Origin of the sequence: Metabacillus schmidteae (assembly GCF_903166545.1) — a bacterium.
Taxonomy (GTDB): Bacteria; Bacillota; Bacilli; order Bacillales; family Bacillaceae; genus Metabacillus; species Metabacillus schmidteae.
In genome coordinates this window covers 3805922-3830825 of the sequence record NZ_CAESCH010000001.1, presented here as the reverse complement: position 1 = coordinate 3830825, position 24904 = coordinate 3805922, and the positions used below count along the sequence as shown (strand labels likewise).

Annotated in this window: 22 protein-coding genes; 18 read left to right on the top strand and 4 right to left on the bottom strand. The window is 36.8% G+C overall.

Annotation, left to right across the window (positions count from 1 at the left end; translation table 11 throughout):
- Positions 1–236 precede the first annotated feature (236 nt).
- On the top strand, positions 237–1514 hold the full coding sequence (gene spoIVB, locus HWV59_RS18720) for a SpoIVB peptidase (RefSeq protein WP_175640117.1): 1278 nt from the start codon (positions 237–239) through the stop codon (positions 1512–1514).
- A gap of 319 nt (positions 1515–1833) precedes the next feature.
- Positions 1834–2622, top strand: a complete 789-nt coding sequence (gene spo0A, locus HWV59_RS18715; protein ID WP_102229341.1) for a sporulation transcription factor Spo0A — start codon at positions 1834–1836, stop codon at positions 2620–2622.
- Positions 2623–2811: 189 nt separating this feature from the next.
- Here spo0A and HWV59_RS18710 read toward each other — a convergent pair whose 3' ends face one another.
- The 3 genes from HWV59_RS18710 to HWV59_RS18700 form a co-directional block, all read right to left on the bottom strand.
- Complete coding sequence (locus HWV59_RS18710) at positions 2812–3030, bottom strand: helix-turn-helix domain-containing protein (RefSeq protein ID WP_175639748.1); 219 nt, start codon at positions 3028–3030, stop codon at positions 2812–2814.
- Positions 3031–3124: 94 nt separating this feature from the next.
- Complete coding sequence (locus HWV59_RS18705; RefSeq protein WP_102229339.1) at positions 3125–4099, bottom strand: ketoacyl-ACP synthase III; 975 nt, start codon at positions 4097–4099, stop codon at positions 3125–3127.
- A 192-nt stretch (positions 4100–4291) separates the two neighbouring features.
- Positions 4292–4438: a YycC family protein gene (locus HWV59_RS18700; protein ID WP_102229338.1), complete on the bottom strand. Its 147-nt coding sequence runs from the start codon at positions 4436–4438 to the stop codon at positions 4292–4294.
- 49 nt (positions 4439–4487) lie between these two features.
- On the opposite strand from HWV59_RS18700, the gene HWV59_RS18695 reads away from it, so the two are divergent.
- Positions 4488–5228 (top strand): glycerophosphodiester phosphodiesterase, encoded by a 741-nt coding sequence (locus HWV59_RS18695; RefSeq protein WP_102229337.1) that lies wholly within the window; start codon positions 4488–4490, stop codon positions 5226–5228.
- Positions 5229–5271: 43 nt separating this feature from the next.
- On the opposite strand, the gene HWV59_RS18690 is transcribed toward HWV59_RS18695, so the two are convergent.
- On the bottom strand, positions 5272–5514 hold the full coding sequence (locus HWV59_RS18690) for a DUF2627 domain-containing protein (protein WP_102229336.1): 243 nt from the start codon (positions 5512–5514) through the stop codon (positions 5272–5274).
- A 330-nt stretch (positions 5515–5844) separates the two neighbouring features.
- Here HWV59_RS18690 and HWV59_RS18685 point away from each other — a divergent pair, with 330 nt between their 5' ends.
- From HWV59_RS18685 to HWV59_RS18615, 15 genes are all read left to right on the top strand, one after another.
- Complete coding sequence (locus HWV59_RS18685; protein WP_102229335.1) at positions 5845–7917, top strand: sigma-54 interaction domain-containing protein; 2073 nt, start codon at positions 5845–5847, stop codon at positions 7915–7917.
- 328 nt (positions 7918–8245) lie between these two features.
- On the top strand, positions 8246–9142 hold the full coding sequence (gene yqiS / locus HWV59_RS18680; protein WP_102229334.1) for a phosphate butyryltransferase: 897 nt from the start codon (positions 8246–8248) through the stop codon (positions 9140–9142).
- Positions 9143–9163: 21 nt separating this feature from the next.
- Positions 9164–10261: a branched-chain amino acid dehydrogenase gene (bcd, locus tag HWV59_RS18675; RefSeq protein ID WP_102229333.1), complete on the top strand. Its 1098-nt coding sequence runs from the start codon at positions 9164–9166 to the stop codon at positions 10259–10261.
- A 155-nt stretch (positions 10262–10416) separates the two neighbouring features.
- The gene (gene buk, locus HWV59_RS18670; protein WP_102229332.1) at positions 10417–11529 is read left to right on the top strand and encodes a butyrate kinase; all 1113 of its coding nucleotides are present in this window, start codon (positions 10417–10419) and stop codon (positions 11527–11529) included.
- A gap of 129 nt (positions 11530–11658) precedes the next feature.
- Positions 11659–13080 carry a dihydrolipoyl dehydrogenase gene (lpdA, locus tag HWV59_RS18665; RefSeq protein WP_102229331.1) on the top strand — a complete coding sequence of 474 codons (1422 nt, stop codon included), beginning with the start codon at positions 11659–11661 and terminating at the stop codon, positions 13078–13080.
- Positions 13081–13133: 53 nt separating this feature from the next.
- Positions 13134–14126, top strand: coding sequence for a thiamine pyrophosphate-dependent dehydrogenase E1 component subunit alpha (locus HWV59_RS18660; protein ID WP_102229330.1), 993 nt, complete (start codon positions 13134–13136; stop codon positions 14124–14126).
- Between the two features lie 11 nt (positions 14127–14137).
- Positions 14138–15121 carry an alpha-ketoacid dehydrogenase subunit beta gene (locus HWV59_RS18655; RefSeq protein ID WP_102229329.1) on the top strand — a complete coding sequence of 328 codons (984 nt, stop codon included), beginning with the start codon at positions 14138–14140 and terminating at the stop codon, positions 15119–15121.
- 39 nt (positions 15122–15160) lie between these two features.
- On the top strand, positions 15161–16411 hold the full coding sequence (locus HWV59_RS18650) for a dihydrolipoamide acetyltransferase family protein (RefSeq protein ID WP_175639747.1): 1251 nt from the start codon (positions 15161–15163) through the stop codon (positions 16409–16411).
- A gap of 244 nt (positions 16412–16655) precedes the next feature.
- Complete coding sequence (locus tag HWV59_RS18645; protein WP_175639746.1) at positions 16656–18554, top strand: methylmalonyl-CoA mutase family protein; 1899 nt, start codon at positions 16656–16658, stop codon at positions 18552–18554.
- Positions 18551–20695 (top strand): methylmalonyl-CoA mutase, encoded by a 2145-nt coding sequence (gene scpA / locus HWV59_RS18640; RefSeq protein WP_175639745.1) that lies wholly within the window; start codon positions 18551–18553, stop codon positions 20693–20695. Before HWV59_RS18645 ends, scpA begins: the two co-directional genes overlap by 4 nt.
- Positions 20692–21702 carry a methylmalonyl Co-A mutase-associated GTPase MeaB gene (gene meaB, locus HWV59_RS18635; protein ID WP_175639744.1) on the top strand — a complete coding sequence of 337 codons (1011 nt, stop codon included), beginning with the start codon at positions 20692–20694 and terminating at the stop codon, positions 21700–21702. The genes scpA and meaB overlap by 4 nt, the downstream gene beginning before the upstream one ends.
- Positions 21703–21772: 70 nt before the next feature.
- Positions 21773–22210, top strand: a complete 438-nt coding sequence (locus HWV59_RS18630; protein WP_102229324.1) for a BrxA/BrxB family bacilliredoxin — start codon at positions 21773–21775, stop codon at positions 22208–22210.
- Between the two features lie 398 nt (positions 22211–22608).
- Positions 22609–23403, top strand: coding sequence for a transporter substrate-binding domain-containing protein (locus HWV59_RS18625; RefSeq protein ID WP_175639743.1), 795 nt, complete (start codon positions 22609–22611; stop codon positions 23401–23403).
- 121 nt (positions 23404–23524) lie between these two features.
- On the top strand, positions 23525–24187 hold the full coding sequence (locus HWV59_RS18620; RefSeq protein WP_175639742.1) for an amino acid ABC transporter permease: 663 nt from the start codon (positions 23525–23527) through the stop codon (positions 24185–24187).
- Positions 24180–24902 (top strand): amino acid ABC transporter ATP-binding protein, encoded by a 723-nt coding sequence (locus tag HWV59_RS18615; RefSeq protein ID WP_102229322.1) that lies wholly within the window; start codon positions 24180–24182, stop codon positions 24900–24902. Before HWV59_RS18620 ends, HWV59_RS18615 begins: the two co-directional genes overlap by 8 nt.
- Positions 24903–24904 lie beyond the last annotated feature (2 nt).

The window sequence follows — 24904 nt, the reverse complement described above, 5'->3', positions numbered from 1 at the left end:
ACGTTTAACTTAACCTGCCTGATAAAAACTATACAAATAAAACCAAATCTTATCCTTGAAAAACCACTCATGATGAATATACGTAAAATCCTGCTAAAACTTGCAACAAATCCTTCTTTTTTCTAGTGATTACAGTTATAAATAAGCTTCTAAAAGGCTACATTAAAACTGTAGCCATAAAGATTTATGGTGTGGGTTAGGAGCGAGGAGAGTGAAGGTTTTTGCAGACAGATAAAATGAGAAAATTAGTTGGTGTACTTCTCCTTGTGTTATTAATGAGTTTAGGATTTGTAAAAGAAGTTCAAGAATATGTAAACATGCCAAAGACGGTAACAGTATTTGAATCACAAAAAGTGAGTGTAGATAATTCCTTACCTGTAAATGCTCATCAACCATCTGAGCTGGCATTTACTGTACAAAAGAATAATGATGGCAAAACACTTGATATACATGGACAAGAAGCAGGTGAAGGAGAAGTTGTTTTTGATCTTGCGGGTTTTCCTGTTAAAAAAGCTGGGGTAACGGTCTTACCTGATTTCAAGGTTATACCTGGAGGACAGTCAATTGGTGTAAAATTAAATACTCTTGGCGTTTTGGTGGTAGGACACCATCAAATTAGTACTACTGACGGAAAAAAATCTCCCGGTGAGCTAGCAGGTGTTGAAATAGGAGATATTATTACTCATATTAACGGAAAAAAGATTGAGCAGATGAGTGATGTAACACCGTTTATTCAGAAAGCAGGGAAAACTGGAGAACCTCTTGACTTAATTCTTAACAGGGAACAAGTAGAGGTGAAAACCAAACTATATCCTCTTAAGGATGAGCATGACCATTCCTATCGTATTGGATTATATATTAGGGATTCAGCAGCTGGAATTGGAACTATGACGTTTTATGATCCTAAATCAAAAAAATACGGAGCATTAGGACATGTTATCTCTGATATGGATACGAAAAAACCGATTGTAGTAGATAATGGACAAATTGTCCGTTCAACTGTCACATCAATTGAAAAGGGAAGTAACGGTAATCCAGGTGAAAAATTAGCGAGATTTTCAAGTGATCGCCAAGTAATTGGAAATATTACAAGAAACAGCCCTTTTGGAATTTTCGGTGAATTAAATCAAAGCATTGATAATGGTGTGATGGATAAAGCGATGCCGATTGCCTTATCATCTGAAGTGAAAGAGGGACCCGCAAAAATTTTAACTGTCGTAGACCAAGACAAAGTTGAGGAATTTGAAGTGGAAGTGGTTAGTTCTGTTCCTCAAAAATTCCCTGCAACAAAAGGAATGGTTATTAAGATTACCGATAAACGACTACTTGATAAAACGGGCGGTATTGTTCAGGGAATGAGCGGTAGTCCAATTATTCAAAATGGTAAAGTTATTGGTGCTGTGACACATGTATTCGTTAACGATCCAACTTCAGGTTATGGAGTTCATATAGAATGGATGCTAAGTGAAGCAGGTATAGACATATATGGAAACCAAGAACAAAAAGCAAGCTAAACAAAACTGTCAAGAAATTAAATTTCTTGACAGTTTTTTTCTTTTTAAACGCTCCCTAATTTAAGCTTTTCATTTATGGCAAATTTATGTACAATAAAGAAGAAAGATTTTTCGACAAAACCAAGATGGGGGTTAATTGTCAAATGGTGTAATAAGTCGAAAAACGAAGTAAAATGAAGAAAATCATAGTTATACTCCATTTTTTAAAGTTTTTTTGAAAAAATAGAGGGTTTTTTATGGAATTGTCGAAACTATTTATGTAATCATATGGAAAGATATCAGACATATTGGGGAAATCAAGACTGAGGAGGAAGTTTTTGTGAGTAAAATTAAAGTTTGTATAGTCGATGATAACCGAGAGCTTGTAGGCTTATTAGAGGAGTATCTCTCAAGTCAGGATGATATAGAAGTTCTTGGTGTAGCATATAATGGTCAAGAATGTCTAACAATGTTAAAGGACAAAGATCCTGATGTTTTAGTATTAGATATTATTATGCCTCACTTAGACGGTTTAGGTGTATTGGAAAAGCTTAGACAAATGGATCGTCCGCAACCGAATGTCATTATGTTAACAGCATTTGGTCAAGAGGATGTGACCAAAAAAGCTGTTGATTTAGGAGCAGCATACTTTATTTTAAAACCATTCGATATGGAGGGACTGGCAAGTCATATTCGTCAAGTCAGCGGCAATGCAGCTCCAATACTAAAACGATCTAGTTCCTCAATTAGAACGAGTGAACCTCAGTCTAAAGGGAAAAACTTGGATGCTAGTATCACGAGTATTATCCATGAAATTGGTGTTCCTGCTCATATTAAAGGATACTTGTACTTACGCGAAGCTATTTCAATGGTATATAACGATATTGAACTATTAGGATCTATTACAAAAGTGTTATATCCCGATATTGCGAAAAAATACAACACAACTGCATCTAGAGTGGAGCGTGCCATTCGTCACGCAATCGAAGTAGCATGGAGTCGCGGAAACATTGAATCAATCTCATCATTATTTGGCTACACGGTAAGCATGACAAAAGCGAAACCGACAAATTCAGAGTTTATTGCAATGGTAGCGGATAAGCTTCGTTTAGAGCATAAGGCTAGTTAATTAGAGTATTGAGAAGTTAAGATATATTGCGAAATTCGAAACTCTTATAGGCTTTTAAATAATAGGTCTTTCAATTTATTGGATTAAAACCAGTAAATGGGAGGCCTATTATTTTGTTTACACTTAATAAAATGATTGGAGAGTTTATTCAAAAACATTGTTTGTAAAAAATAAAAAAGAGTGAAATAATCACTCTCCGGAAACCTTCCAAACATAAAGGTCTTCTATATTGCAATTTAGTGCTTTAGAGATTGTCATTGCATTGTTCAAGTTCATAACTTTTTTGTCTAAGTAGCCATGTAATTGTTCCATTGGAATATTTGTATCGGCCGCCAGAACATCAAGCTCAGTGTTACTTTTGGTTAAAAGTTCTTTTAGGTTACTTTTCTTTGCTTTATATGCTGCCAAATTTGACACCTCGCTTCTAAGTCAAGCATAGCACAATACGTAAAAAAATGATACTTTAGATAAAAGCACTTTCCATTTTATGTAACCTGTTTAACTATCCCCATTTAATAATCTGACCGGAATGAGATAGCCCTCCACCAAAGCCATATAATAATAATGTATCCCCGGCTTTGATTTTTCCTTCTTTAATTCCAAGATCTAACGCTAATGGAATTGAAGCTGCTGAAGTATTCCCGTAATTGACCATACTGTAAATGGTCTTCTCAATACTGAATCCGCTTTTTTCACAAATGGATTCAATCATTCTTAGATTCGCACTGTGTGGAATAAACCAATCAATATCATTTAATGTAAGGTTAGTTGATGAAAGTAGGGAATTCATATATTTAGGCACAGTCGTAACTGCCCATTTATAAACTTCTCTTCCGTTTTGAACAAGTTGTCTTTTATGTTCGAGTTCTTGATGAAACATTGTATTTGATAAGTTTGTACAATATAGATTAAATGCCTTTTCTCCTTCAGAATGGACAGTTGATCCAAGGATATGTCCCTCCTGGTCTTCTTCAACAAGTACAGCACTTGCACCATCTCCAAATAAGATGCATGTGGTTCGATCTGTAAAGTCAGTGATTTTTGATATTGTTTCTGCGCCAATAACAAGAATTTTTTTATGAGCTCCGCTAGTAATTAATGCGTTTGCCATATGGAGCCCATAAGTAAACCCTGCACATGCAGCATTTAAGTCAATCGCTCCGGCGTTTCGTATTCCTAATTTTCCTTGTATATATGAAGCCACACTCGGTGTTTGGTAATCAGGTGACATGGTGCTAACAATAATAAAATCAACATCACTAATTTCTTTATTATAACGTATAATCAAATCTTCTATCGCTTTGATAGACAGATCACTTGTGAATTCATTTTCAGCTGCAAATCGTCTTTCTTTTATACCGGTTCTTTTTGTTACCCATTCATCATTCGTGTCGATCATTTTTTCGAAATCATTGTTTGTTATCACTCGTTCAGGTACATAAGATCCAATAGCTGTAATTCGAGCTTTTGAAAACATTTGTTTCACCTCGCCGATTTTAATAACCTAATCATAACATCTATTATTATTACTTGATACTAATTTAAAAAAATAATTGTGTTAAAAAAGGAAACAGTCACTGAAGAGAGAATGTTATAAGGTGAAATACAAGGAGGGTGGTAAATATCGCAAAACCCTTATTTATATAGAATATAAGGGTCTGCAATTGAATTAGTTCTTTTTTTCTTCACTTTTGTTTAGTTCAGCCAGCTTAGATATGAGGATATGCTGTGGCATATGCATAACTTGCTCGAGGGGAACATTAAGTGATTTAGCCAGCTTTTGAGCTGTTTCAGCAGAAATTTGCAATGGTCTCATGGAATCAACCTCCTACGTCTATTTTACATGAAATGAAGGTGTGTTCAAGATGACATTAATTTTTGGCCATCGGGGCTCAGCAGGTACTTCTCCTGAAAATACGATGCTATCGTTTTTAGCAGCGAATCAAGCTGGAGCTGATGGAATTGAGTTAGATGTTCAAATGACAAAAGATGGTGAACTTGTTGTTATTCACGATGAAACAGTAGATCGAACAACAGATGGTTCTGGATTTGTAAAGGATTTATTTTTGGCTGACATTTTAAAGTTAGATGCGAGTTATAAATTTCCGGACTTTTTAGGAAAAGCCCAAATCCCTACTCTTGAGGAAGTATTAAAATGGGTTGCTGCTCTTCCGTCATTTTTGGTCAATATCGAATTAAAGAATGGGATTGTTGACTATCCAATGATAGAGGAAAAAACGATTGAATTAGTTCAAAAATATAGTCTTGAAAAGCGAACTATTTTATCGTCATTTAATCATTATAGCTTGGTGAAATGTTCTGAGCTTTCCAGGGAGATTGAAACAGCTATATTGTATGTGGAAGGCTTGTACAAGCCATGGGAATATGCAAAACAAGTTGGTGCAGCTGGATTACATCCACACTATTTAGCCGTAAACCATACCATTATAGAAAGCTCTAAATCATATCAAGTTGCGGTAAGGCCATTTACAGTTAATGAGGAGAAATGGATGCAGGATTTATTTGAGAATGAGTGTACTGCATTTTTTACTGATTTCCCGGAAAAGGCTGTAGAAGAAAGAATAAAATATACTGAAAAAGAGTGAGCCATATTAATAATTGGCTCACTCTTTTTTACTGTTTGAAATTCTAACCCTTGTTTCTGCTGAATTTTTTTTGGACTTTATTTCTTTTACGATCTCTATAAAAAATAAATCCTGCAACAAATGAAAGCCCACCTAGAAAAAATAATAGACCTAACATGAACTGAACCCATAAATAAGGGATAGGAGGCTGAAGAATTCCAAATGTCATATCACGCATAAGTTTAATACCGTAAGCTGCTATTAATCCTGGGATAACCATAATAATTAGGGCAATGATTCTTGACATAATTGGGCGTCCTTTCTTTTACTAAACAAAAGCGCAAGTGCCTTGGTCAGCCCCGACAAGCATAAGACGCAAATGAATAGAAGACGTTCTTTGTCTTCAATTCATTTGCGGCTTATGACCTCGAGGGGCTAGGCGCTGAGCTGGATGTCAAGCGCTTATCCAAAGTTCAAAGAATACTATAGTTTTGGAAGCAACAAAATAATTGTCTGTTTCTTCTCCCTGTTTGTCAAGTGGTATTCTTTTACGATATGATAGGGGTGTGCAAAAAATTGCAAACATTTGAATTAGATGGTTTGGTCATTCCGATGTGTACAAAGGGGATAGATTTTTATGCAGCGAGTTATGATAGTTGGGGCAGGCAAAACGGGTACGGCACTAGTGAAAAAAATAGTAGAAACATCAATAATGAAAGTTGTAGCTGTTGTAGACCAAAATGAGCAAGCGCCAGGGTTCAAATATGCTAGAAAACATGGCATACAAACAAGTACAAAGTGGGAACCGTTTATGAAATCTAACCTTGATATCATCATTGAGGCAACCGGTTCTAATGAAGTCATGCAAAAATTACAAAAAGAAAAACACTCAGATATGATGATTTTACCGGGGGATGTAGCTCTTATCATCTCCGATCTTGTTGAAGAGAAAGAAGTACTAATTGCAAGACTTAAAGAAGAAACATATAAACAGAAAGCCATCATAAATGCAACAAATGATGGCATGATTGTCATTGATATAAACGAAACCATTATTATGTTCAATAAAACGGCTGAAAAAATTACAGGTTTTCCTCGTGAGAAAGCAATAGGTTTAAATATAAAGAAAGTCATCTCATCAAGTAAGCTCGGAAGAACATTGAAAACCCGCGAAGTTGAAACAAATCAAGAGCAGGTTCTAGAAAATGGTTTAAAAATAATTACGAATAGAATTCCATTAATTGATGAATCTGGAAATCTATTGGGTGCATTGTCGTTGTTCAAAGATATCACAGATGTGGTGAATTTAGCGGAGGAAGTCACGAATTTAAAAGATATCCAAATGATGCTTGAAGCGATTATACAATCCTCTGAAGAAGCTATATCTGTCGTGGATGAGGAAGGAAGAGGCATTCTTATTAATCGAGCCTATACAAGATTGACCGGGTTAACTGAAGAACAAGTAATAGGTAAACCCGCAACAGCTGATATTTCAGAGGGCGAGAGTATGCATATGAAGGTTTTGCAAACAAGGCGTGCTGTTCGTGGTGCAAGAATGAAGGTAGGGCCGGCTAAGAAAGATGTAATTGTTAATGTTGCGCCGGTTATCGTTAGCGGCAAGCTAAAAGGAAGTGTAGGAGTTATTCATGATATGTCAGAGATTCAAACGTTAACAACAGAACTGAATCGGGCAAGGCAGATCATTCGGACATTGGAAGCGAAATATTCATTTGCAGATATTATTGGAGTAAGTGACGAAATGAAAATGGCAATTGAACAAGCAAAATTAGGAGCTAAAACACCTGCAACTGTCCTTTTGAGAGGGGAATCAGGAACGGGAAAAGAGCTATTTGCCCATGCAATCCATAATGCAAGCAACAGAAAATACAATAAGTTTATTCGAGTTAATTGTGCCGCGATTGCTGAGAACCTTCTTGAAAGTGAGCTATTTGGTTATGAAGAGGGAGCTTTCTCCGGAGCTAAACGAGGCGGAAAAAAAGGTTTTTTCGAAGAAGCGAATAATGGAAGTATCTTTCTAGATGAGATAGGTGAGCTTTCAGCTAATATGCAGGCAAAGCTGCTACGTGTATTGCAAGAGAATGAGATTGTCCGTGTTGGAGGAACTAAGCCGCTTCCGGTAAATGTACGTGTGATTGCTGCTACAAATGTAAATATTGAAAGGGCTATGGCTGAAGGAAGCTTTAGAGAGGATTTATACTATCGATTAAATCGATATCCAATCTCCATCCCACCATTAAGAGATCGTAAAGAAGATATTCCTGCTCTTTGTGAACGACTGCTCCAGAAGTTAAATCAAGACTACGGAAGAAATATTGAAAGCTTAACTTCACAGGCAATCAATCAACTCATTCAATATCATTGGCCAGGAAATGTTAGAGAGCTTGAAAATGTCCTGGGAAGAGCAATTATTTTTATGGAACATCACGAAACCACGATTAGCGGTAAACATATTCCAGTGCTGCAAATTTCTCAACATGAAAGAAAAGTACAAGAAAATACAGCATTTGTTCATAATAATGAAGAGACATTGGCAGAGGCTGTTGAACGGGTTGAGGCTAATGTTATTAAACGATCTCTAGAGTTTCATGAATATAATCGAACGCAAACAGCTAAAGCATTAGGGATTTCATTAAGGAGCCTTTATTACAAAATGGAAAAGTATAAACTTGCAAACAATAGCATGCAATAGAATTCATGGTTTGCAAAAAGGTGCATGATCGTTATATGATAAAGAGGGTTATTGCTCTTAATTTCTCTTTAATTTAACTTTAAGAATCAAAATTTAATGAATGTTTTTTAAGAAAATAAAGGGCTTTTCGCCAGAAAAACATAGCGGCAAGCCCCAATTTTACTAATGTTTTTCATACATAAATGTAAAAGAGTTTATTCTGAAATTACCTTACGCTCTCTTAATTAAAAAATAGGACAAGATTTGTTTTTTGGTATGCTTCTTGCTGATAGTTAATTAAGAAACAATCGGTTGTTTGAACTGATGTTCTGGAAGGAAATGAATGTAAATGAAGTTAGAAAACTTGCTCAAAGAAGCAGCAAAAATAAAAGGTCAAAGTGTAGCAGTTGCATCTGCTGAGGATGAAGAGGTAATTGAGGCAGTTGCTGAGGCGATTCATCGTGATTTAGCTCAATTTATGTTATTTGGTCAAAAAGATGCAATTGAACTGTTGCTGGATAAAAAAGGAATAGGAAAAGAAAGAGTTCAAATCATTCATGCTTGGTCTCAACAACAAGCTGCAGAGCTTGCTGTAAGATCGGTTCACCAAAATGAGGCGTCCGTCCTTATGAAAGGACATATACCTACATCAAGTCTTTTAAAAGCTGTATTAAATAAAGAGTATGGTTTAAGAACTGGAAGAGTTTTATCCCATGTTGCTGCGTTTGATATTCCAGGGTTTTCTAAAGCACTTATTGTTACTGATGCAGCCATGAACATTGAGCCTGATATCCAACAAAAGGAACAAATTATCGTCAACGCTGTAAATGTTGCTCGATCAATTGGCGTGTCTTTTCCGAAGGTCGCAGCGATAGCAGCCGTAGAGGTTATAAATCCATCGATGAAAGCAACACTTGACGCGGCTGCTCTCACAATGATGAACAAAAGAGGACAGATTCAAAACTGTATAGTTGATGGTCCTTTAGCACTTGACAATGCAGTCTCAATTCTTGCAGCACAGCATAAAGGAATTACAAGTGAAGTAGCAGGGCAAGCTGACATTCTATTTGTCCCAACTATAGAAGTAGGAAATGTTCTTTATAAATCATTGATTTATTTTGCAAATGCAAAAGTTGGAGCTGTAATTGCTGGCGCAAAGGCACCAATCGTTCTGACAAGTAGATCTGACAGTTCCGAAAGTAAGTTATATTCGTTAGCCTTGGCATTATGTTCTTCAGATAAGTAAAACTCTAGGAGGAAATACATCATGGAAATTTTTAAATATATGGAGCAGTATGACTATGAGCAATTGGTATTTTGCCAAGATAAACAATCTGGGTTAAAAGCAATTATCGCTATACATGATACTACATTGGGTCCTGCTCTAGGTGGAACACGTATGTGGACGTACGCAACAGAGGAAGAAGCAATAGAAGATGCACTTCGTCTTGCGCGTGGAATGACATATAAAAATGCTGCTGCAGGCTTAAACCTTGGAGGCGGAAAAACAGTAATCATTGGTGATCCTAGAAAAGATAAAAATGAAGAAATGTTCCGTGCATTTGGCCGTTATATACAAGGTTTAAATGGTCGGTATATTACGGCTGAGGATGTTGGAACTACGGTAGCTGATATGGATTTAATTCATGAAGAAACAGATTATGTTACAGGAATTTCTCCTGCATTTGGTTCCTCGGGTAATCCTTCACCGGTAACAGCATTTGGAGTGTACAGGGGAATGAAGGCTGCTGCAAAAGAGGCTTTTGGTTCAGACTCACTTGAAGGAAAAGTTGTGGCTGTTCAGGGTGTTGGAAATGTTGCATATAACCTTTGCAAGCATCTTCATGAGGAAGGAGCAAAATTAATTGTAACAGACATCAATCAAGAAGCTGTTAAGAGAGCTGTTGATGATTTTAATGCTAAGGCAGTTGAGCCAAATGACATTTATGGTGTTGATTGTGATATTTACGCACCTTGTGCATTGGGAGCTACAATAAATGATGTAACGATCCCTCAATTGAAAGCCAGTGTTATTGCAGGGGCAGCGAATAATCAGTTAAAAGATACAAAACACGGTGATATTATTCATGAAATGGGTATCGTATATGCCCCTGATTATGTCATTAATGCTGGTGGTGTCATCAATGTTGCAGATGAATTATACGGATACAACAGTGAAAGAGCGCTCAAAAAAGTTGAAACAATCTACAATAATATCTCCAGGGTAATTGAAATAGCAAAACGAGATGGAATCCCGACGTATAAGGCTGCTGATCGCCTAGCAGAAGAAAGAATTAGTAGGATGAGAAATTCTCGTAGTCAATTCTTGCAAAACGGTCATCATATTTTAAGTCGTAGATCTTAATATGTTTTTAAACTCTAGAATTAACCTCCATAAATGTCGCCCTATTTATATATGGCTAATCGGGGTTAATTCTATTTTAGAACTTACTATAAATGACCATATTGCAAGTCGAAGCAACGAACAAATTGATGGAATGATTACGGAGGTTATGGACATTGCTAATCAACGAATTTCGAATACTAGTTATAAATCCGGGTTCAACCTCAACCAAAATTGGTGTGTTTGACAACGAACGATCCATTTTTGAGAAAACATTAAGACATGATAATGAAAAACTTAGTATTTTCCCTACGATTATTGATCAATACGAGTTTAGAAAACAGACAATTCTAGAAACACTAGATGAAGAAGGAATCAACATCTCCAAATTGAGTGCAGTTTGTGGCCGTGGTGGGCTGCTTCGTCCAATTGAAGGTGGTACATACACAGTTAATGATGAGATGATCAAGGATTTAAGAAAAGGTTTCGCTGGACAGCATGCTTCAAATTTAGGAGGTATTATAGCATTTGAAATTGCAAATGCCTTAAATATTCCTGCCTTTATCGTTGATCCTGTTGTTGTAGATGAAATGGAGGAAATTGCAAAAATCTCCGGTATTGCTTCTATTCAAAGAAGGAGCATTTTCCATGCGTTAAATCAAAAAGCAGTTGCTCGTAGAGTAGCTGCAGATTTCAATAAAAAATATGAAGATCTTAATTTAATCATCACTCATATGGGTGGTGGAATAACAGTTGGTGCTCATAAAAACGGCCGAGTGATTGATGTAAATAACGGTCTACACGGTGATGGACCATTTAGCCCTGAGAGGGCAGGTACTGTACCGGCAGGAGACCTTGTAGCGATGTGCTATTCAGGTGATTATTTCCGTGAAGAAATGATGAAAACTCTAGTTGGGCAAGGTGGTTTAGTCGGTTACTTAGGTACAAATGATGCAACAAAAGTAGAAAAAATGATCAAAGAAGGAGATCAAAAAGCAGCATTAATATATAATGCAATGGCTTATCAAATTGCGAAAGAAATCGGTTCGGCAAGTGCTGTTTTAAAAGGAAAGGTTGATGCGATCGTGTTAACCGGAGGATTAGCATATGGAAAAACCTTTGTGAAGGAAATTTCTTCGTATATTGATTGGATTGCAGATATCTATGTGTTCCCTGGGGAAAATGAGCTTCAGGCGTTAGCCGAAGGTGCACTTCGTGTATTGAGAAAAGAAGAGCAAGCCAAGCATTATCCGAATGAGAAAATGGTATCAAAGGTTTTTCAATCGTAATGTAACTCTGGGCACCTAAGCTAAATATCTATGTAGGAATGATAGAAATGATTGAAATGATGTAAGAACAATAAGTGTTCTTTTTATAGAATGATTTGTTGATTCCTACAGTTGAAGGAGTGAATGAAAGTGGCTACTGAATACGATTTAGTTATTCTTGGAGGAGGTACCGGAGGCTATGTTGCTGCCATAAGGGCTTCACAGCTTGGACTTAAAACAGCGATTGTTGAGAAGGGGGAGCTTGGAGGAACCTGCCTTCATAAAGGTTGTATTCCGAGTAAAGCTTTATTAAGGAGTGCTGAGGTTTTCGCAACAACTAAAAAAAGTGATCAATTCGGTATAGAAACAACTGATGTGAAACTTAATTTTATAAAGGTGCAAGAGCGGAAACAAGCAATTGTAAACCAATTGCATCAAGGTGTTCAGCAATTAATGAAAAAAGGAAAAATCCATATATATGAAGGGTTTGGCCGAATTCTTGGTCCATCCATTTTTTCACCAATGCCCGGAACGATTTCGGTCGAGATGAACAATGGTACAGAAAATGAGATGCTCATTCCAAAGAATGTCATTATTGCTACAGGGTCAAGACCCAGAAGTCTTGAAGGGCTGGACATAGATGGAAAAACCGTTTTAAGTTCTGATGAGGCACTAGAATTAACAAGCCTGCCAAAATCAGTCATCATCGTTGGTGGTGGTGTGATAGGAATCGAATGGGCTTCAATGCTTTCAGATTTTGATGTTGAAGTAACCTTATTAGAATACGCTGAGCGTATCTTACCGACAGAAGATGAAGAAATATCCAAAGAAATGCAAAGATTAATAACAAAAAAAGGTGTAAACATCTACACAAGTGCGAAGGTATTACCAGAGACGATAAACAAGGAAAATGGTGTTACCATTCATGCTGAGTTTAAAGGTGAAAGTATGGAATTTTCAGGAGAGCTAATGTTGGTGTCTGTAGGTCGAAACCCGAATGTTGAGGGAATTGGTCTTGAAAATACAGATATTCAACTTGAGAAAGGGTTTATAAATACTAACCAGTTTTATCAAACGAAGGAATCCCACATCTATGCAATTGGTGATGTGATTGGAGGATTACAGTTAGCACATGTAGCTTCACATGAAGGGATAGTTGCTGTGGAACATATAGCAGGAAAAAGTCCTATTCCAATTGATCATACATTGATATCTAAATGTATTTATAGCTCGCCTGAGGTAGCTAGTGTCGGGTTTACAGAAAGTGAAGCAAAAGAAAAAGGATATAAAGTGAAGATTGGTAAATTTCCATTTAAGGCAATTGGTAAAGCACTTGTTTTTGGCGAGGTCGATGGATTTGTCAAGCTTGTCGTTGATGAGGCAACAGATGATCTATTAGGAGTTCATATGATTGGACCGCATGTAACTGACATGATTTCAGAAGCGGGTCTTGCAAAGGTTCTTGATGCCACTCCATGGGAGATCTCTCATACGATTCATCCACATCCAAGCCTTTCTGAAGCGATTGGTGAGGCAGCACTTGCAGTTGGTGGCAAAGCTATTCACTATTAATTGTTAAGACTTTTGAACGTGCGGATACGCATTTCAATATAGGAGGTATACGAATGACAGAAAATCGTCATCAAATGTTAAACCTTACTGATGAAGATGTATTAAAAATGTATGAAACAATGTTATTAGCGAGAAAAATTGATGAACGGATGTGGCTTTTAAACCGTGCCGGCAAAATCCCATTTGTTATTTCTTGTCAGGGACAAGAAGCAGCTCAAGTGGGAGCTGCTTTTGCGCTAGACCGTAATGAGGATTATGTGCTTCCCTACTATAGAGATATGGGAGTTGTTTTAACATTCGGAATGACCGCTAAAGATCTAATGCTTTCAGGTTTTGCAAAAGCTGAAGATCCCAACTCCGGCGGAAGACAAATGCCTGGTCATTTTGGTCAGAAAAAAAATAGGATTGTTACGGGGTCTTCACCTGTTACCACTCAGGTTCCTCATGCGGTCGGTATTGCACTTGCGGGAAGAATGCAAAAAAAGAACCTTGTTACATTTGTGACCTTTGGTGAAGGATCATCAAATCAGGGTGATTTCCATGAGGGGGCGAATTTTGCTGCTGTTCATAAATTACCGGTTATTTTTATGTGTGAAAATAACAAGTATGCCATTTCTGTTCCTTATGATAAGCAAGTGGCATGCGAAAAGATTTCAGATCGGGCAATTGGATATGGAATGCCGGGAGAAACTGTGGATGGGAATGATCCTCTTGAAGTGTATCGGGCAGTCAAAGATGCAGCTGACCGAGGACGTCGTGGAGAGGGTCCTACACTAATCGAAACAATTTCTTATCGATTAACACCACATTCAAGCGATGATGATGATCGAAGTTATCGAGAACAAAACGAAGTAGCTGAAGCAAAGAAAAATGATCCAATTTTAACGTTTGCCCAGTATTTAACATCACTTGGAATTTTAACAGATCAAAAAGAAAAAGAAATCATCGATAACATTATGACGGTTGTGAATGAGGCAACAGATTATGCAGAAGCGGCTCCATATGCGGATCCAAAGCACGCTTTGAAATATGTGTACGCAGAGTAGGGGGAGAAATTATGGCTGTTATATCGTATATTGAAGCCATTACGATGGCGATGCGTGAAGAAATGGAGCGCGACGAAAATGTTTTTGTATTAGGTGAAGATGTTGGCCGTAAAGGTGGCGTTTTTAAAGCAACTGCAGGCTTGTATGATCAATTCGGTGAAGAACGTGTAATAGATACACCACTAGCCGAATCAGCCATCGCAGGTGTTGGCATTGGGGCGGCTATGTATGGGATGAGACCAATTGCAGAAATGCAGTTTGCTGATTTTATAATGCCTGCAGTAAATCAAATTGTTTCAGAAGCTGCAAAAATTAGATATCGTTCAAACAATGATTGGAGCTGTCCGATAACAATTCGGGCACCTTTTGGTGGTGGAGTGCATGGAGCATTATATCATTCTCAATCAGTTGAAGCGATGTTTGCCAATCAACCAGGGCTGAAGATTGTCATACCGTCAACACCATATGATGCTAAAGGACTTTTAAAAGCAGCAATCCGTGATGATGATCCGGTTCTTTTCTTTGAACATAAACGTGCTTATCGATTAATAAAAGGTGAAGTATCAACAGATGATTATGTGTTGCCAATTGGAAAAGCAGATGTGAAGCGAGAAGGAGATGACGTAACAGTTATCACCTACGGGTTATGTGTTCATTTTGCACTTCAAGCTGCTGAACGTTTGGCGAATGATGGCATTTCTGTTCATGTATTAGATTTACGTACAGTATACCCATTAGATAAAGAATCAATCATTGAAGCAGCTTCAAAAACAGGTAAAGTATTACTGATTACAGAAGATAATAAAGAAGGTAGTATTATTGGTGAGGTATCAGCGATTATTGCAGAAAACTGCTTATTTGATTTAGATGCTCCGATAATGAGATTAGCAGGTCCAGATGTTCCGGCAATGCCTTATGCTCCGACGATGGAAAAATTCTTTATGGTCAATCCGGACAAAGTGGAAGATGCAATTCGTAAATTAGCAGAGTTTTAATAATTTATAGAAAAGCCTTTTACCTGAGGAGGTTTTTAAGTGGCTATAGAGGAAATTAAAATGCCCCAGTTAGGGGAAAGTGTTACAGAAGGAACCATAAGTAAGTGGCTTGTTTCTGTTGGTGAAAAGGTGGAAAAGTACGCCCCGCTAGCAGAGGTTATGACAGATAAAGTGAATGCAGAGGTTCCATCTTCTTTTAGCGGAGTAATTAGTAAACTTATTGCAGATGAAGGTGACACTCTGGCTGTAGGAGAGGTTATTTGTCAAATTGAAGTTGAGGGTCAGTCATTAGAACCTAATGAAGCATCTTTAAATAAAAATAAACAAAATAATGAAAAAAGCGAATCACCGCTAAATGACCAGAACAAAAAAAGGTATTCTCCTGCGGTGTTAAAAATTGCACAAGAATATGATATCAATCTTGAACATGTTGATGGAACAGGCGCTGGTGGACGTATTACTCGAAAGGATTTATTAAAAATAATTGAGTCAGGAACGATTCCTGCCCCAGTGATGAAAGAAAATGTAAGAGAAGAGATGTCGTCACAGGTTAACTCTTCAAAAGCCGCTTCTTCAGTTAAGGCGCAAACAGGTGATATTGAAATGCCAGTATCAGGTGTTAGGAAAGCAATTGCTTCAAACATGGTGAAAAGTAAACAAGAAATTCCTCATGCATGGATGATGATGGAAGTGGATGTCACAGAACTTGTTAAGTATAGAAACTCTGTAAAGGATGAGTTTAAGAAAAAAGAAGGGTTTAACCTAACCTTCTTTGCCTTTTTTGTAAAAGCTATTGCACAAGCATTAAAAGAGTTTCCGCAAATCAACTCAATGTGGGCCGGAGATAAAATTATACAGAAAAAGGATATTAATATTTCAATTGCAGTCGCAACTGAAGATTCTTTATTTGTCCCGGTTATCAAACATGCTGATGAAAAAACAATCAAAGGAATTGCAAGAGACATCACTGATCTAGCCCACAAGGTACGAAGCGGCAAGTTAACCTCTGAGGATATGCAGGGAGGTACTTTTACAGTAAATAACACCGGTTCGTTTGGATCGGTTCAATCGATGGGAATCATTAATTATCCTCAAGCAGCCATTCTACAGGTTGAATCAATTGTGAAACGTCCAGTTATTATTGATGGGATGATCGCAGTTAGAGATATGGTGAATCTATGTTTGTCCCTAGATCACCGCGTCCTTGATGGGTTAATATGTGGTCGTTTCCTATCAAGAGTCAAAGAGATTCTTGAACATACAACAAAAGAAACAACATCAATTTATTGACATAGCTTTTTTTAAAAAAAGTAATCGATTTTCGATTGCTTTTTTTGTTTAATTTAGAAATGAAGGGATGTTCATTGCCGTAATGAAAAAATTATAATAGAATAAGATTAGATTAAATGTAAGCGCATACTTTTTTGAGGGGGATAAGTACTACTGTAAGTGCTTAACTATAGGGAAGCTCGCATAAAATAATTAAAGGCATCTTAACAAAGGGGGTGGGCCTCTTTTTTGGGGGGGCGCATGTATGATGGGAGAGGAACAAATTTCAACGGAAATTAGGGAGAAGCAAAATGCATGGAAAAAAGAAGTTGAAAAAATATTAAAAGGGAAAAAGGTAGAATCTTTAATCAAAATGTCTGACGAGGGCTTTGCTATTAAACCTCTATATGATGAATCAGATGCAGGTTATCATGACACTAGTAGAGTAAGTCTTTATCGTAATTATCATCAGTCGAGGATCAGTCAATTAATAACGGCAAAGGATTCGAAAGATTTAAAGGAAAAGATAAATTACGCAAAACAAAGAGGTCAACATTCCTTCTACCTTACAAACATTGATTTCATCTCAAATGAAAAAGATGTAAACGATGCTTTTTCTTCAATAAATTGGAATGAGGATTGTATTTATATTGATGTTGGAGAAAACATCGGATTTTTACCTTTTTTCTTTCACCATCAAAAAATGCATCAACATTATAAACATACAGCTGGAACTATCGGTTTAGATCCTTATGAGGAGCTTTTATTGAAAGGAGAAAATAAGGTTTCACTAGATACGAAATTTGATTTTTTGGCTGATACAATGAAATGGTCTTCAACAAATGAGGGATCTGTTCGTTGTCTTTTAATTAAAGGAAATATCTACAGTAATGCGGGTGCAAATGCCCTTCAAGAGTTGGTATTTACATTTTCTCATGCTCTTGACCTTATAAATGAACTTATGAACAGGGGACTGGGGATAGACGAAATTGCTAACTCATTAACAGTTTCCATTGGCGTAGGATCAAATTTCTTTATGGAACTTGCTAAGTTACGAGCAGCACGAGATATATGGGCTTCACTTGTTCATGCATTTGGTGGAAATCCTCAAGAGCTTCCCGTAAATATACATGCAATTACGACAACCTTTAACAAAACCGTGTTTGATGTTCACGTGAATTTACTGCGCACAACAACAGAAAGCTTCTCTGCTGTTGTTGCGGGAGTAGATGAGCTAACCATTTTGCCTTTTGATTATTTTTTAAACCCATCTAGTAATCTAGCAGACAGAATAGCTAGAAACACTCATTTTATCCTAAAAGAAGAAGGGTTACTATCAAAGGTCATAGATCCATCTGCAGGCTCTTATTATGTGGAAGAATTAACAAGTCAACTCGGAATGGAAGCTTGGGAGAGAATAAGGCAAATTGACCAAGAAGGTGGCTTTTTACATCAATTAAGACAGGGCAAGATTCAAGTAGAGCTTGAAAACATGAGGGAAAAACGAAAGTCTGATGTAAATAATAGAAACCACATCATAATTGGAACAAATGCATATGCGGTTTCAAATGAAAAAGTAACATTAAAACATGAAAAAAAAGGTAGAAACCCTGAGAAATTGACAACATCCATACATTCATTTCAGGAAGCTATAACCTTTATTGAAAGAAATAAGAAAGTTCCATCCATTGGAAGGGAGAAGCAAAACAAACAAATACGCATTACTCCAATTCAAAGTCAAAGATTGGTTGAACATTTTGAGAAACTCCGTTTTCAAGCTGAAAATGCGAAAGAAAAAGGTCAGATCTTAAAAGTGGGGATTATTACATTTGGAAAGATAAAGGATTTTAAGCAAAGCCTTGATTATATTAGTGGAGTTTTAGCAGCGGGAGGAATTGAGACAGAACAGTTTTCATGGAATGACTTAAAATATTTATCACATTTACAATCAGTCATTCTTTGTGGAAAAAAAGAAGATATTCAAGTTGTAGACTTTGCTTATATTCATCAGTTAAAGGTAAGAAATCCATCGCTCCATATATATGTCATGGGTAATGAAAAAGAAATGGTTGAAAAGCTGGAATTAGCTGGCATGATTTCTATGAACGGTGATCTCTATCAGTTTCTGCTCAATATGCATACTCTTTTGGGGGTTGAAAAATGATGAAAAGACATGCAATTTCTCATTCACCATTTGTTCGATCACAACAAAATACGGCATCAAAAAATTTCGTATCAAATGAGCAAATTAATATAAAGAGTCAGTATCATAAGCATGATTTAGCTTCACTTCAACATCTTGGGTCTTATCCAGGTATTGAGCCTTTTGTAAGAGGGCCATATTCAACGATGTATGTGAATCGTCCCTGGACGATAAGACAGTATGCAGGATTTTCAACTGCTGAAGAAAGTAATAGATTTTACCGAAGAAATTTAGAAATGGGACAAAAGGGGCTATCTGTGGCATTTGACTTGGCAACACATAGGGGCTATGATTCAGACCATTCTCGTGTCGTAGGAGATGTTGGTAAGGCGGGAGTTGCGATCGATTCAATTATAGATATGAAGGAACTATTTGATGGTATACCTTTAGATGAAATGTCTGTATCTATGACAATGAATGGTGCAGTGTTACCTATAATGGCTTTTTATATCGTAACAGCTGAGGAACAAGGCGTCCCATTAGAAAAACTTACAGGAACAATCCAAAATGATATTTTAAAGGAATATATGGTTCGCAACACCTATATATACCCACCGGACATGTCGATGAAGATTATTGGTGATATTTTTACCTATACAGCGAAATACATGCCAAAATTCAATAGTATTAGTATATCCGGTTATCATTTGCAAGAAGCAGGAGCACCTGCAGATCTTGAACTTGCCTACACGCTTGCTGATGGGCTTGAATATATTCGTACTGGGCTGAATGCTGGTCTGGATATTGATCAATTTGCTCCACGGTTATCTTTTTTCTGGGCTATAGGAATGAATTATTTTATGGAAGTTGCAAAAATGAGGGCTGCACGTTACTTATGGACTTCTATTGTAAAAGAATTTAATCCGAAAAATCCAAAGTCAACAGCCTTACGAACACACTCTCAAACATCAGGTTGGAGTTTAACAGAACAGGATCCCTTTAACAATGTTGTGCGAACTTGTATTGAAGCACACGCAGCTGCAATGGGACATACCCAATCGCTTCATACAAACGCATTAGATGAAGCAATTGCCTTACCAACAGATTTCTCAGCAAGGATTGCCCGAAATACCCAGCTTTATCTTCAGCATGAAACAGGGATTTGTGATGTTATTGATCCTTGGGGAGGTTCGTATTATGTGGAATCACTCACACATTCTTTAATTGAGCGAGCAAAGCTTCATATGGAGGAAATTGAGGAGCTTGGCGGGATGACGAAGGCGATTGAAATCGGTTATCCAAAAATGAAGATTGAAGAAGCAGCAGCCCGTAGACAAGCAAAAATTGATTCTGGTCAGGAAGCGATCATCGGTGTAAATAAGTTTAAGTTAGAAAAAGAAGAACCAATTGATATTTTATCGATCGATAATCAAGAAGTAAGGAATAAGCAAATTGCAAAAATAAACCATCTAAAAGCAAATCGAGATGATACAAAAGTTAGTCAGGCATTACATGCATTAACAAAATCTGCTGCTGATGGGACAGGGAATTTGTTGGAATTAGCCGTTGAAGCAGCAAGACATAGAGCCACTTTAGGTGAAATCTCATTTGCGATAGAGAAAGTTTCAAAACGTCATCAAGCTATGATTCGATCCATTAGCGGAGTGTATAGTTCAGAATATTCAAATGAAGATGAAATAAAGAAAGTAAGAGAATTGACAGATCAATTTTATGATGTTGAAGGAAGAAGACCAAGAATTTTAATAGCCAAGATGGGGCAGGACGGTCATGATAGAGGAGCGAAGGTAATCGCAACGGCGTTTGCTGATCTTGGCTTTGACGTCGATATTGGTCCCCTTTTTCAAACACCTGAAGAAACAGCAGCACAAGCGGTAGAAAATGATGTTCATGTAGTAGGTATGAGTTCATTAGCTGCCGGTCATAAAACGTTATTACCACAACTTATTTATGAGTTAAGAAAATTAGGAAGGGAAGACATTGTCGTTATTGTTGGTGGAGTTATCCCATTCCAAGATTATGAAGAATTAAAGGAAAAAGGTGCTGCCGAAATTTTTGGACCGGGAACAGTGATTCCTGTTGCTGCAATAAAGGTGGTAAACAAAATTTTTGAAAGACTTGGTTATGAGGAAGTTGGCGAATGAAAAAGTTCGTAAAGAAGAGCAATGATATTTCTATTGATCAGTATATAAAAGGAATTGAAAAGAGAGACCGAGTTTTACTCGCACAGGCCATTACACTCGTAGAAAGCAATGCGAAGCAACATTTTGAGAAAGCACAAAAAATAATTGAAGCTTTGCTTCAAAATAAGAACTCTTCAATTCGGATAGGAATAACAGGTGTACCAGGTGCAGGTAAAAGTACATTTATTGACTCGTTTGGAACTTACCTCTGTGAACAAGGGTACTATGTCGCTGTTCTTGCCATCGATCCAAGTAGTCAAGTTTCTAAAGGAAGCATAATGGGTGATAAAACAAGAATGGAAAGACTGTCAAGACATCCAAATGCTTATATCAGGCCCTCTCCCTCTGGGGGAAATCTAGGTGGAGTTAGTAGGAAAACTAGAGAAACGATCATTTTATGTGAAGCAGCAGGATATAATATAATTCTCGTTGAAACGATGGGGGTAGGGCAAGGAGAATTTGTCGTACGGGAAATGGTTGATTTTTTCCTTTTACTCGTTTTAACAGGAGCTGGTGATGAATTACAAACAATGAAAAAAGGAATCATGGAGCTGCCTGATCTGGTTGTAGTGAACAAAGCAGACGGTGAAAATATGATGAAAGCCAACAAAGCAAAAAGTGAATATAACTCGATTCTTCACTTTTTATCTTCATATACAAAAGACTGGGAAACAAGGGCTGTTACTGCATCTTCAATAGAGGAAACAGGGATCGCAGATATTTGGGAGATCATCAAAACCTTCGAGAAGCAAACAAAAAAAAGCAATCTTTTTTATAAAAGACGCACTGAACAGCAATTAAACTGGCTTCATGACCTGGTTAAACAGGAAGTATATCGTCATTTTTACGAACACCCACTAATAAAAGATAAACTTAATTTAGCTGAACAAACAGTTAAAACCGGGTCAAAGCATGTAAGCCGGACGGCATTGGAGCTTGTCAATTTATTTATAGAACATAAACATTAAGCGATCTATTTGCTCATTTTATAAAAAGCTTGGTAAAATAGAGTTATTGATGATAAAGGAGAGATTTATTTTGAACATGGATTTTAATTTATTTATGAATGATATTGTGCAACAAGCACGTAAAGAAATCGTTGCAGCGGGTTATACCGAGCTTACTACTCCGGAAGATGTTGATGATGTACTAAATAAAAAAGGAACAACACTTGTTATGGTTAACAGTGTTTGTGGTTGTGCTGGCGGTATAGCAAGACCAGCAGCAGCACATGCTGTTCATTATGACAAACGCCCTGATCAACTAGTTACAGTATTTGCTGGCCAGGATAAAGAAGCAACTGCAAAAGCCCGTGAAATGTTCACTGGCTACCCACCTTCATCTCCATCATTTGCTTTATTGAAGGATGGAAAACTGCTTACAATGGTTGAACGTCATGAGATTGAAGGACACGATCCAATGTCAGTTGTAGCAAAATTACAATCTGCTTTTGACGAGTATTGTGAAGAAGTGTAAAGTGAAACTTCATTCAGTGGGAGGGTTTTCCTCCTCCACTGAATAATAGCGAAACTTATCGGATCTTAACGAGCAGTTATCTCCATTTATCTTCTTAGCTTCTCTAGAATTTAGAAGAGTGGGGTTTACTGATCGTCTAGATGGGTATATTTAAAAAGAAAGAGACATGGAGTTAAACTCCATGTCTCTTTCTTTTTAGGATAATATATGAATGCTGCATACATTTTTTCAGAAGAATTTTAATCGTCCAAATATTTTTATAAATACATTTTTATAAATAGTCATTGCATAAATATAAACCTGTGATAAAATACAAATTATCGACTAAAAATTAGATAGATTATCATACATAAGTAGATAATACTAAAAAAGATAATAAATTATAGGAGGAAACTAAAGTGAAGAAAATTTCGTTATTCATTATAAGCGTATTAGTTGTTGGATTACTAGCAGCATGCGGAACCGCAGAGCAAGAAGGAAATGATACTACATCAGGAGCAAAAGGAGAGGACAAAAAAGTACTTAAGATGGCAACATCAGCTGACTATCCTCCTTTTGAATATATTGATACGGCAAAAGGTAGTGACATCATCGGTTTTGATATTGATTTAGTGAATGCTTTAGCAGAAAAAACAGGATATGAAGTTGAAATTCAAGATATGGATTTTAATAGTTTGATTCCTGCATTACAAGCAAAACAAATTGATATTGTTCTTTCCGGTATGACACCAACACCTGAGCGTGCAGAAAACGTAGATTTCTCAGATGTTTACTATAGTGCAAATCATATGATTGTTTCTCTTAAAGACAATGAGGTTAAAACAATTGAGGATTTAGAAGGTAAAACAATTGGTGTGCAATTAGGATCCATTCAAGAAGAAAAGGCAACTGAAATTTCAGAAGAAGTAAATCTTAAAATTGAAAATCGTAATAAAATCTCTGAATTAGTTCAAGAAATGAAGTCAGGACGTATTGATGCTGCAATTATTGAGGATAAAGTGGCGGAAGGTTATTTTGCAAAAGATGATCAATTAACAGGATTTACTCTTGAATCATCTGAAGAAGCAGGATCAGCAATTGCGTTCCAAAAAGGCAGTGAATATACTCAAGAATTTAATGAAGCATTAAATGAAATGAAAGAAAACGGCGAGCTTGATGAGTTAATTGTAAAATGGTTCGGCGGGCAACAATAAGCTAAATTGAATGAATAGAAAGAGGCTAACTCAGAAGGGAATCCTTTCGCTTGAGTCAGCCCTTTTTTGTGGATGATATACTAAAGTGTAAATTATTATTAGAAAGGAGTTTGGAGAGGAAATGGATTTTTTAAACTTTTCTTCAATTGCCCCATCACTTCCTTTTATTTTAGAGGGAATCTGGGTAACCTTAAAGATTGTTGTTCTGTCTTTGTTACTTGGATTTGTGTGGGGAATAATCCTTGCTTTATTTAAGATAAGTCGAATTAAACCGCTAATGTGGATTGCGGATGCATATACATCAATTTTTAGAGGAACTCCTCTAGTTTTACAATTATTAATTATATATTTTGGTTTACCACAAATACTTGGTTTTCCAATTGAACCTTATCCTGCAGCAGTTGCCGCATTTACATTAAATTCAGGGGCATATATTTCAGAGATTATACGTGCTGGAATTAACGCAATTGATAAGGGCCAGCAAGAGGCAGCTATGGCATTAGGTGTTCCATATTCAAAAATGATGAAAGATATTATTTTGCCACAGGCATTTAAAAACATCTTACCTGCGCTAATGAATGAATTTATTACGTTAACAAAAGAATCTGCTATTGTAACGGTAATCGGTGTTCAAGATATTATGAGAAGAGCGTATCAAGTAGGAGCAGATTCTTATAACTATTTTGCACCATTGATTTTTGCAGGGTTAATTTATTATCTATTAGTCATGTTCTTAACGCTTCTTGGTAAAGGAATAGAAGGGAGAATGAGACGAAGTGATTAAAGTAAACAATTTGCATAAAAGCTATGGAAAATTAGAAGTATTAAAAGGTATTTCAACAACAATTGCTTCAGGTGAGGTCATTGCTATAGTAGGTCCTTCCGGTTCAGGGAAATCAACCTTTCTGCGATGCTTGAATCTATTGGAAAAACCAACAAAAGGTAACATTCTTATCAATGATGTCGATATTACAAACCCTAAAACTGATATAGCTAAAGTACGACAAAATGTAGGAATGGTGTTTCAGCATTTTCACCTTTTCCCTCACAAGTCTGTATTGGGGAATATTACGTATGCGCCAATTACTGTTAAAGGTCTTTCCAAACAAGAAGCTGAGGAAAATGGGATGGATTTATTGAACAAAGTCGGGCTTCTAGAGAAAGCATCTGAATATCCTAACCGATTATCCGGGGGACAAAAGCAAAGAGTAGCTATTGCGAGAGCTCTTGCGATGAATCCTGATGTTATGTTATTTGATGAGCCTACATCAGCACTTGATCCAGAGATGGTAAAAGAAGTTCTTGAAGTTATGAAGGATTTAGCCCAAACCGGGATGACGATGGCGATTGTCACTCATGAAATGGGCTTTGCGAAAGAAGTGGCTGATCGTGTTCTGTTCTTAGACGGAGGATTATTAGTAGAGGATGCACCTCCTGGCGAATTTTTTACAGCGCCAAAAACAAAACGTGCACAAGAGTTCTTAGAAAAGATGCTTTAAGC

What these genes read in the sequence shown, in the direction of transcription:
- HWV59_RS18655 (WP_102229329.1), top strand. Translation starts at nt 14,138, where the DNA reads ATGGCTGTTATATCGTATATTGAAGCCATTACGATGGCGATGCGTGAA.
- HWV59_RS18695 (WP_102229337.1), top strand. Translation starts at nt 4,488, where the DNA reads ATGACATTAATTTTTGGCCATCGGGGCTCAGCAGGTACTTCTCCTGAA.
- HWV59_RS18705 (WP_102229339.1), bottom strand. Translation starts at nt 4,099, where the DNA reads ATGTTTTCAAAAGCTCGAATTACAGCTATTGGATCTTATGTACCTGAA.
- spoIVB (WP_175640117.1), top strand. Translation starts at nt 237, where the DNA reads ATGAGAAAATTAGTTGGTGTACTTCTCCTTGTGTTATTAATGAGTTTA.
- HWV59_RS18660 (WP_102229330.1), top strand. Translation starts at nt 13,134, where the DNA reads ATGACAGAAAATCGTCATCAAATGTTAAACCTTACTGATGAAGATGTA.
- HWV59_RS18620 (WP_175639742.1), top strand. Translation starts at nt 23,525, where the DNA reads ATGGATTTTTTAAACTTTTCTTCAATTGCCCCATCACTTCCTTTTATT.
- meaB (WP_175639744.1), top strand. Translation starts at nt 20,692, where the DNA reads ATGAAAAAGTTCGTAAAGAAGAGCAATGATATTTCTATTGATCAGTAT.
- HWV59_RS18685 (WP_102229335.1), top strand. Translation starts at nt 5,845, where the DNA reads ATGCAGCGAGTTATGATAGTTGGGGCAGGCAAAACGGGTACGGCACTA.
- scpA (WP_175639745.1), top strand. Translation starts at nt 18,551, where the DNA reads ATGATGAAAAGACATGCAATTTCTCATTCACCATTTGTTCGATCACAA.
- HWV59_RS18645 (WP_175639746.1), top strand. Translation starts at nt 16,656, where the DNA reads ATGATGGGAGAGGAACAAATTTCAACGGAAATTAGGGAGAAGCAAAAT.
- HWV59_RS18700 (WP_102229338.1), bottom strand. Translation starts at nt 4,438, where the DNA reads ATGAGACCATTGCAAATTTCTGCTGAAACAGCTCAAAAGCTGGCTAAA.
- bcd (WP_102229333.1), top strand. Translation starts at nt 9,164, where the DNA reads ATGGAAATTTTTAAATATATGGAGCAGTATGACTATGAGCAATTGGTA.
- HWV59_RS18690 (WP_102229336.1), bottom strand. Translation starts at nt 5,514, where the DNA reads ATGTCAAGAATCATTGCCCTAATTATTATGGTTATCCCAGGATTAATA.
- yqiS (WP_102229334.1), top strand. Translation starts at nt 8,246, where the DNA reads ATGAAGTTAGAAAACTTGCTCAAAGAAGCAGCAAAAATAAAAGGTCAA.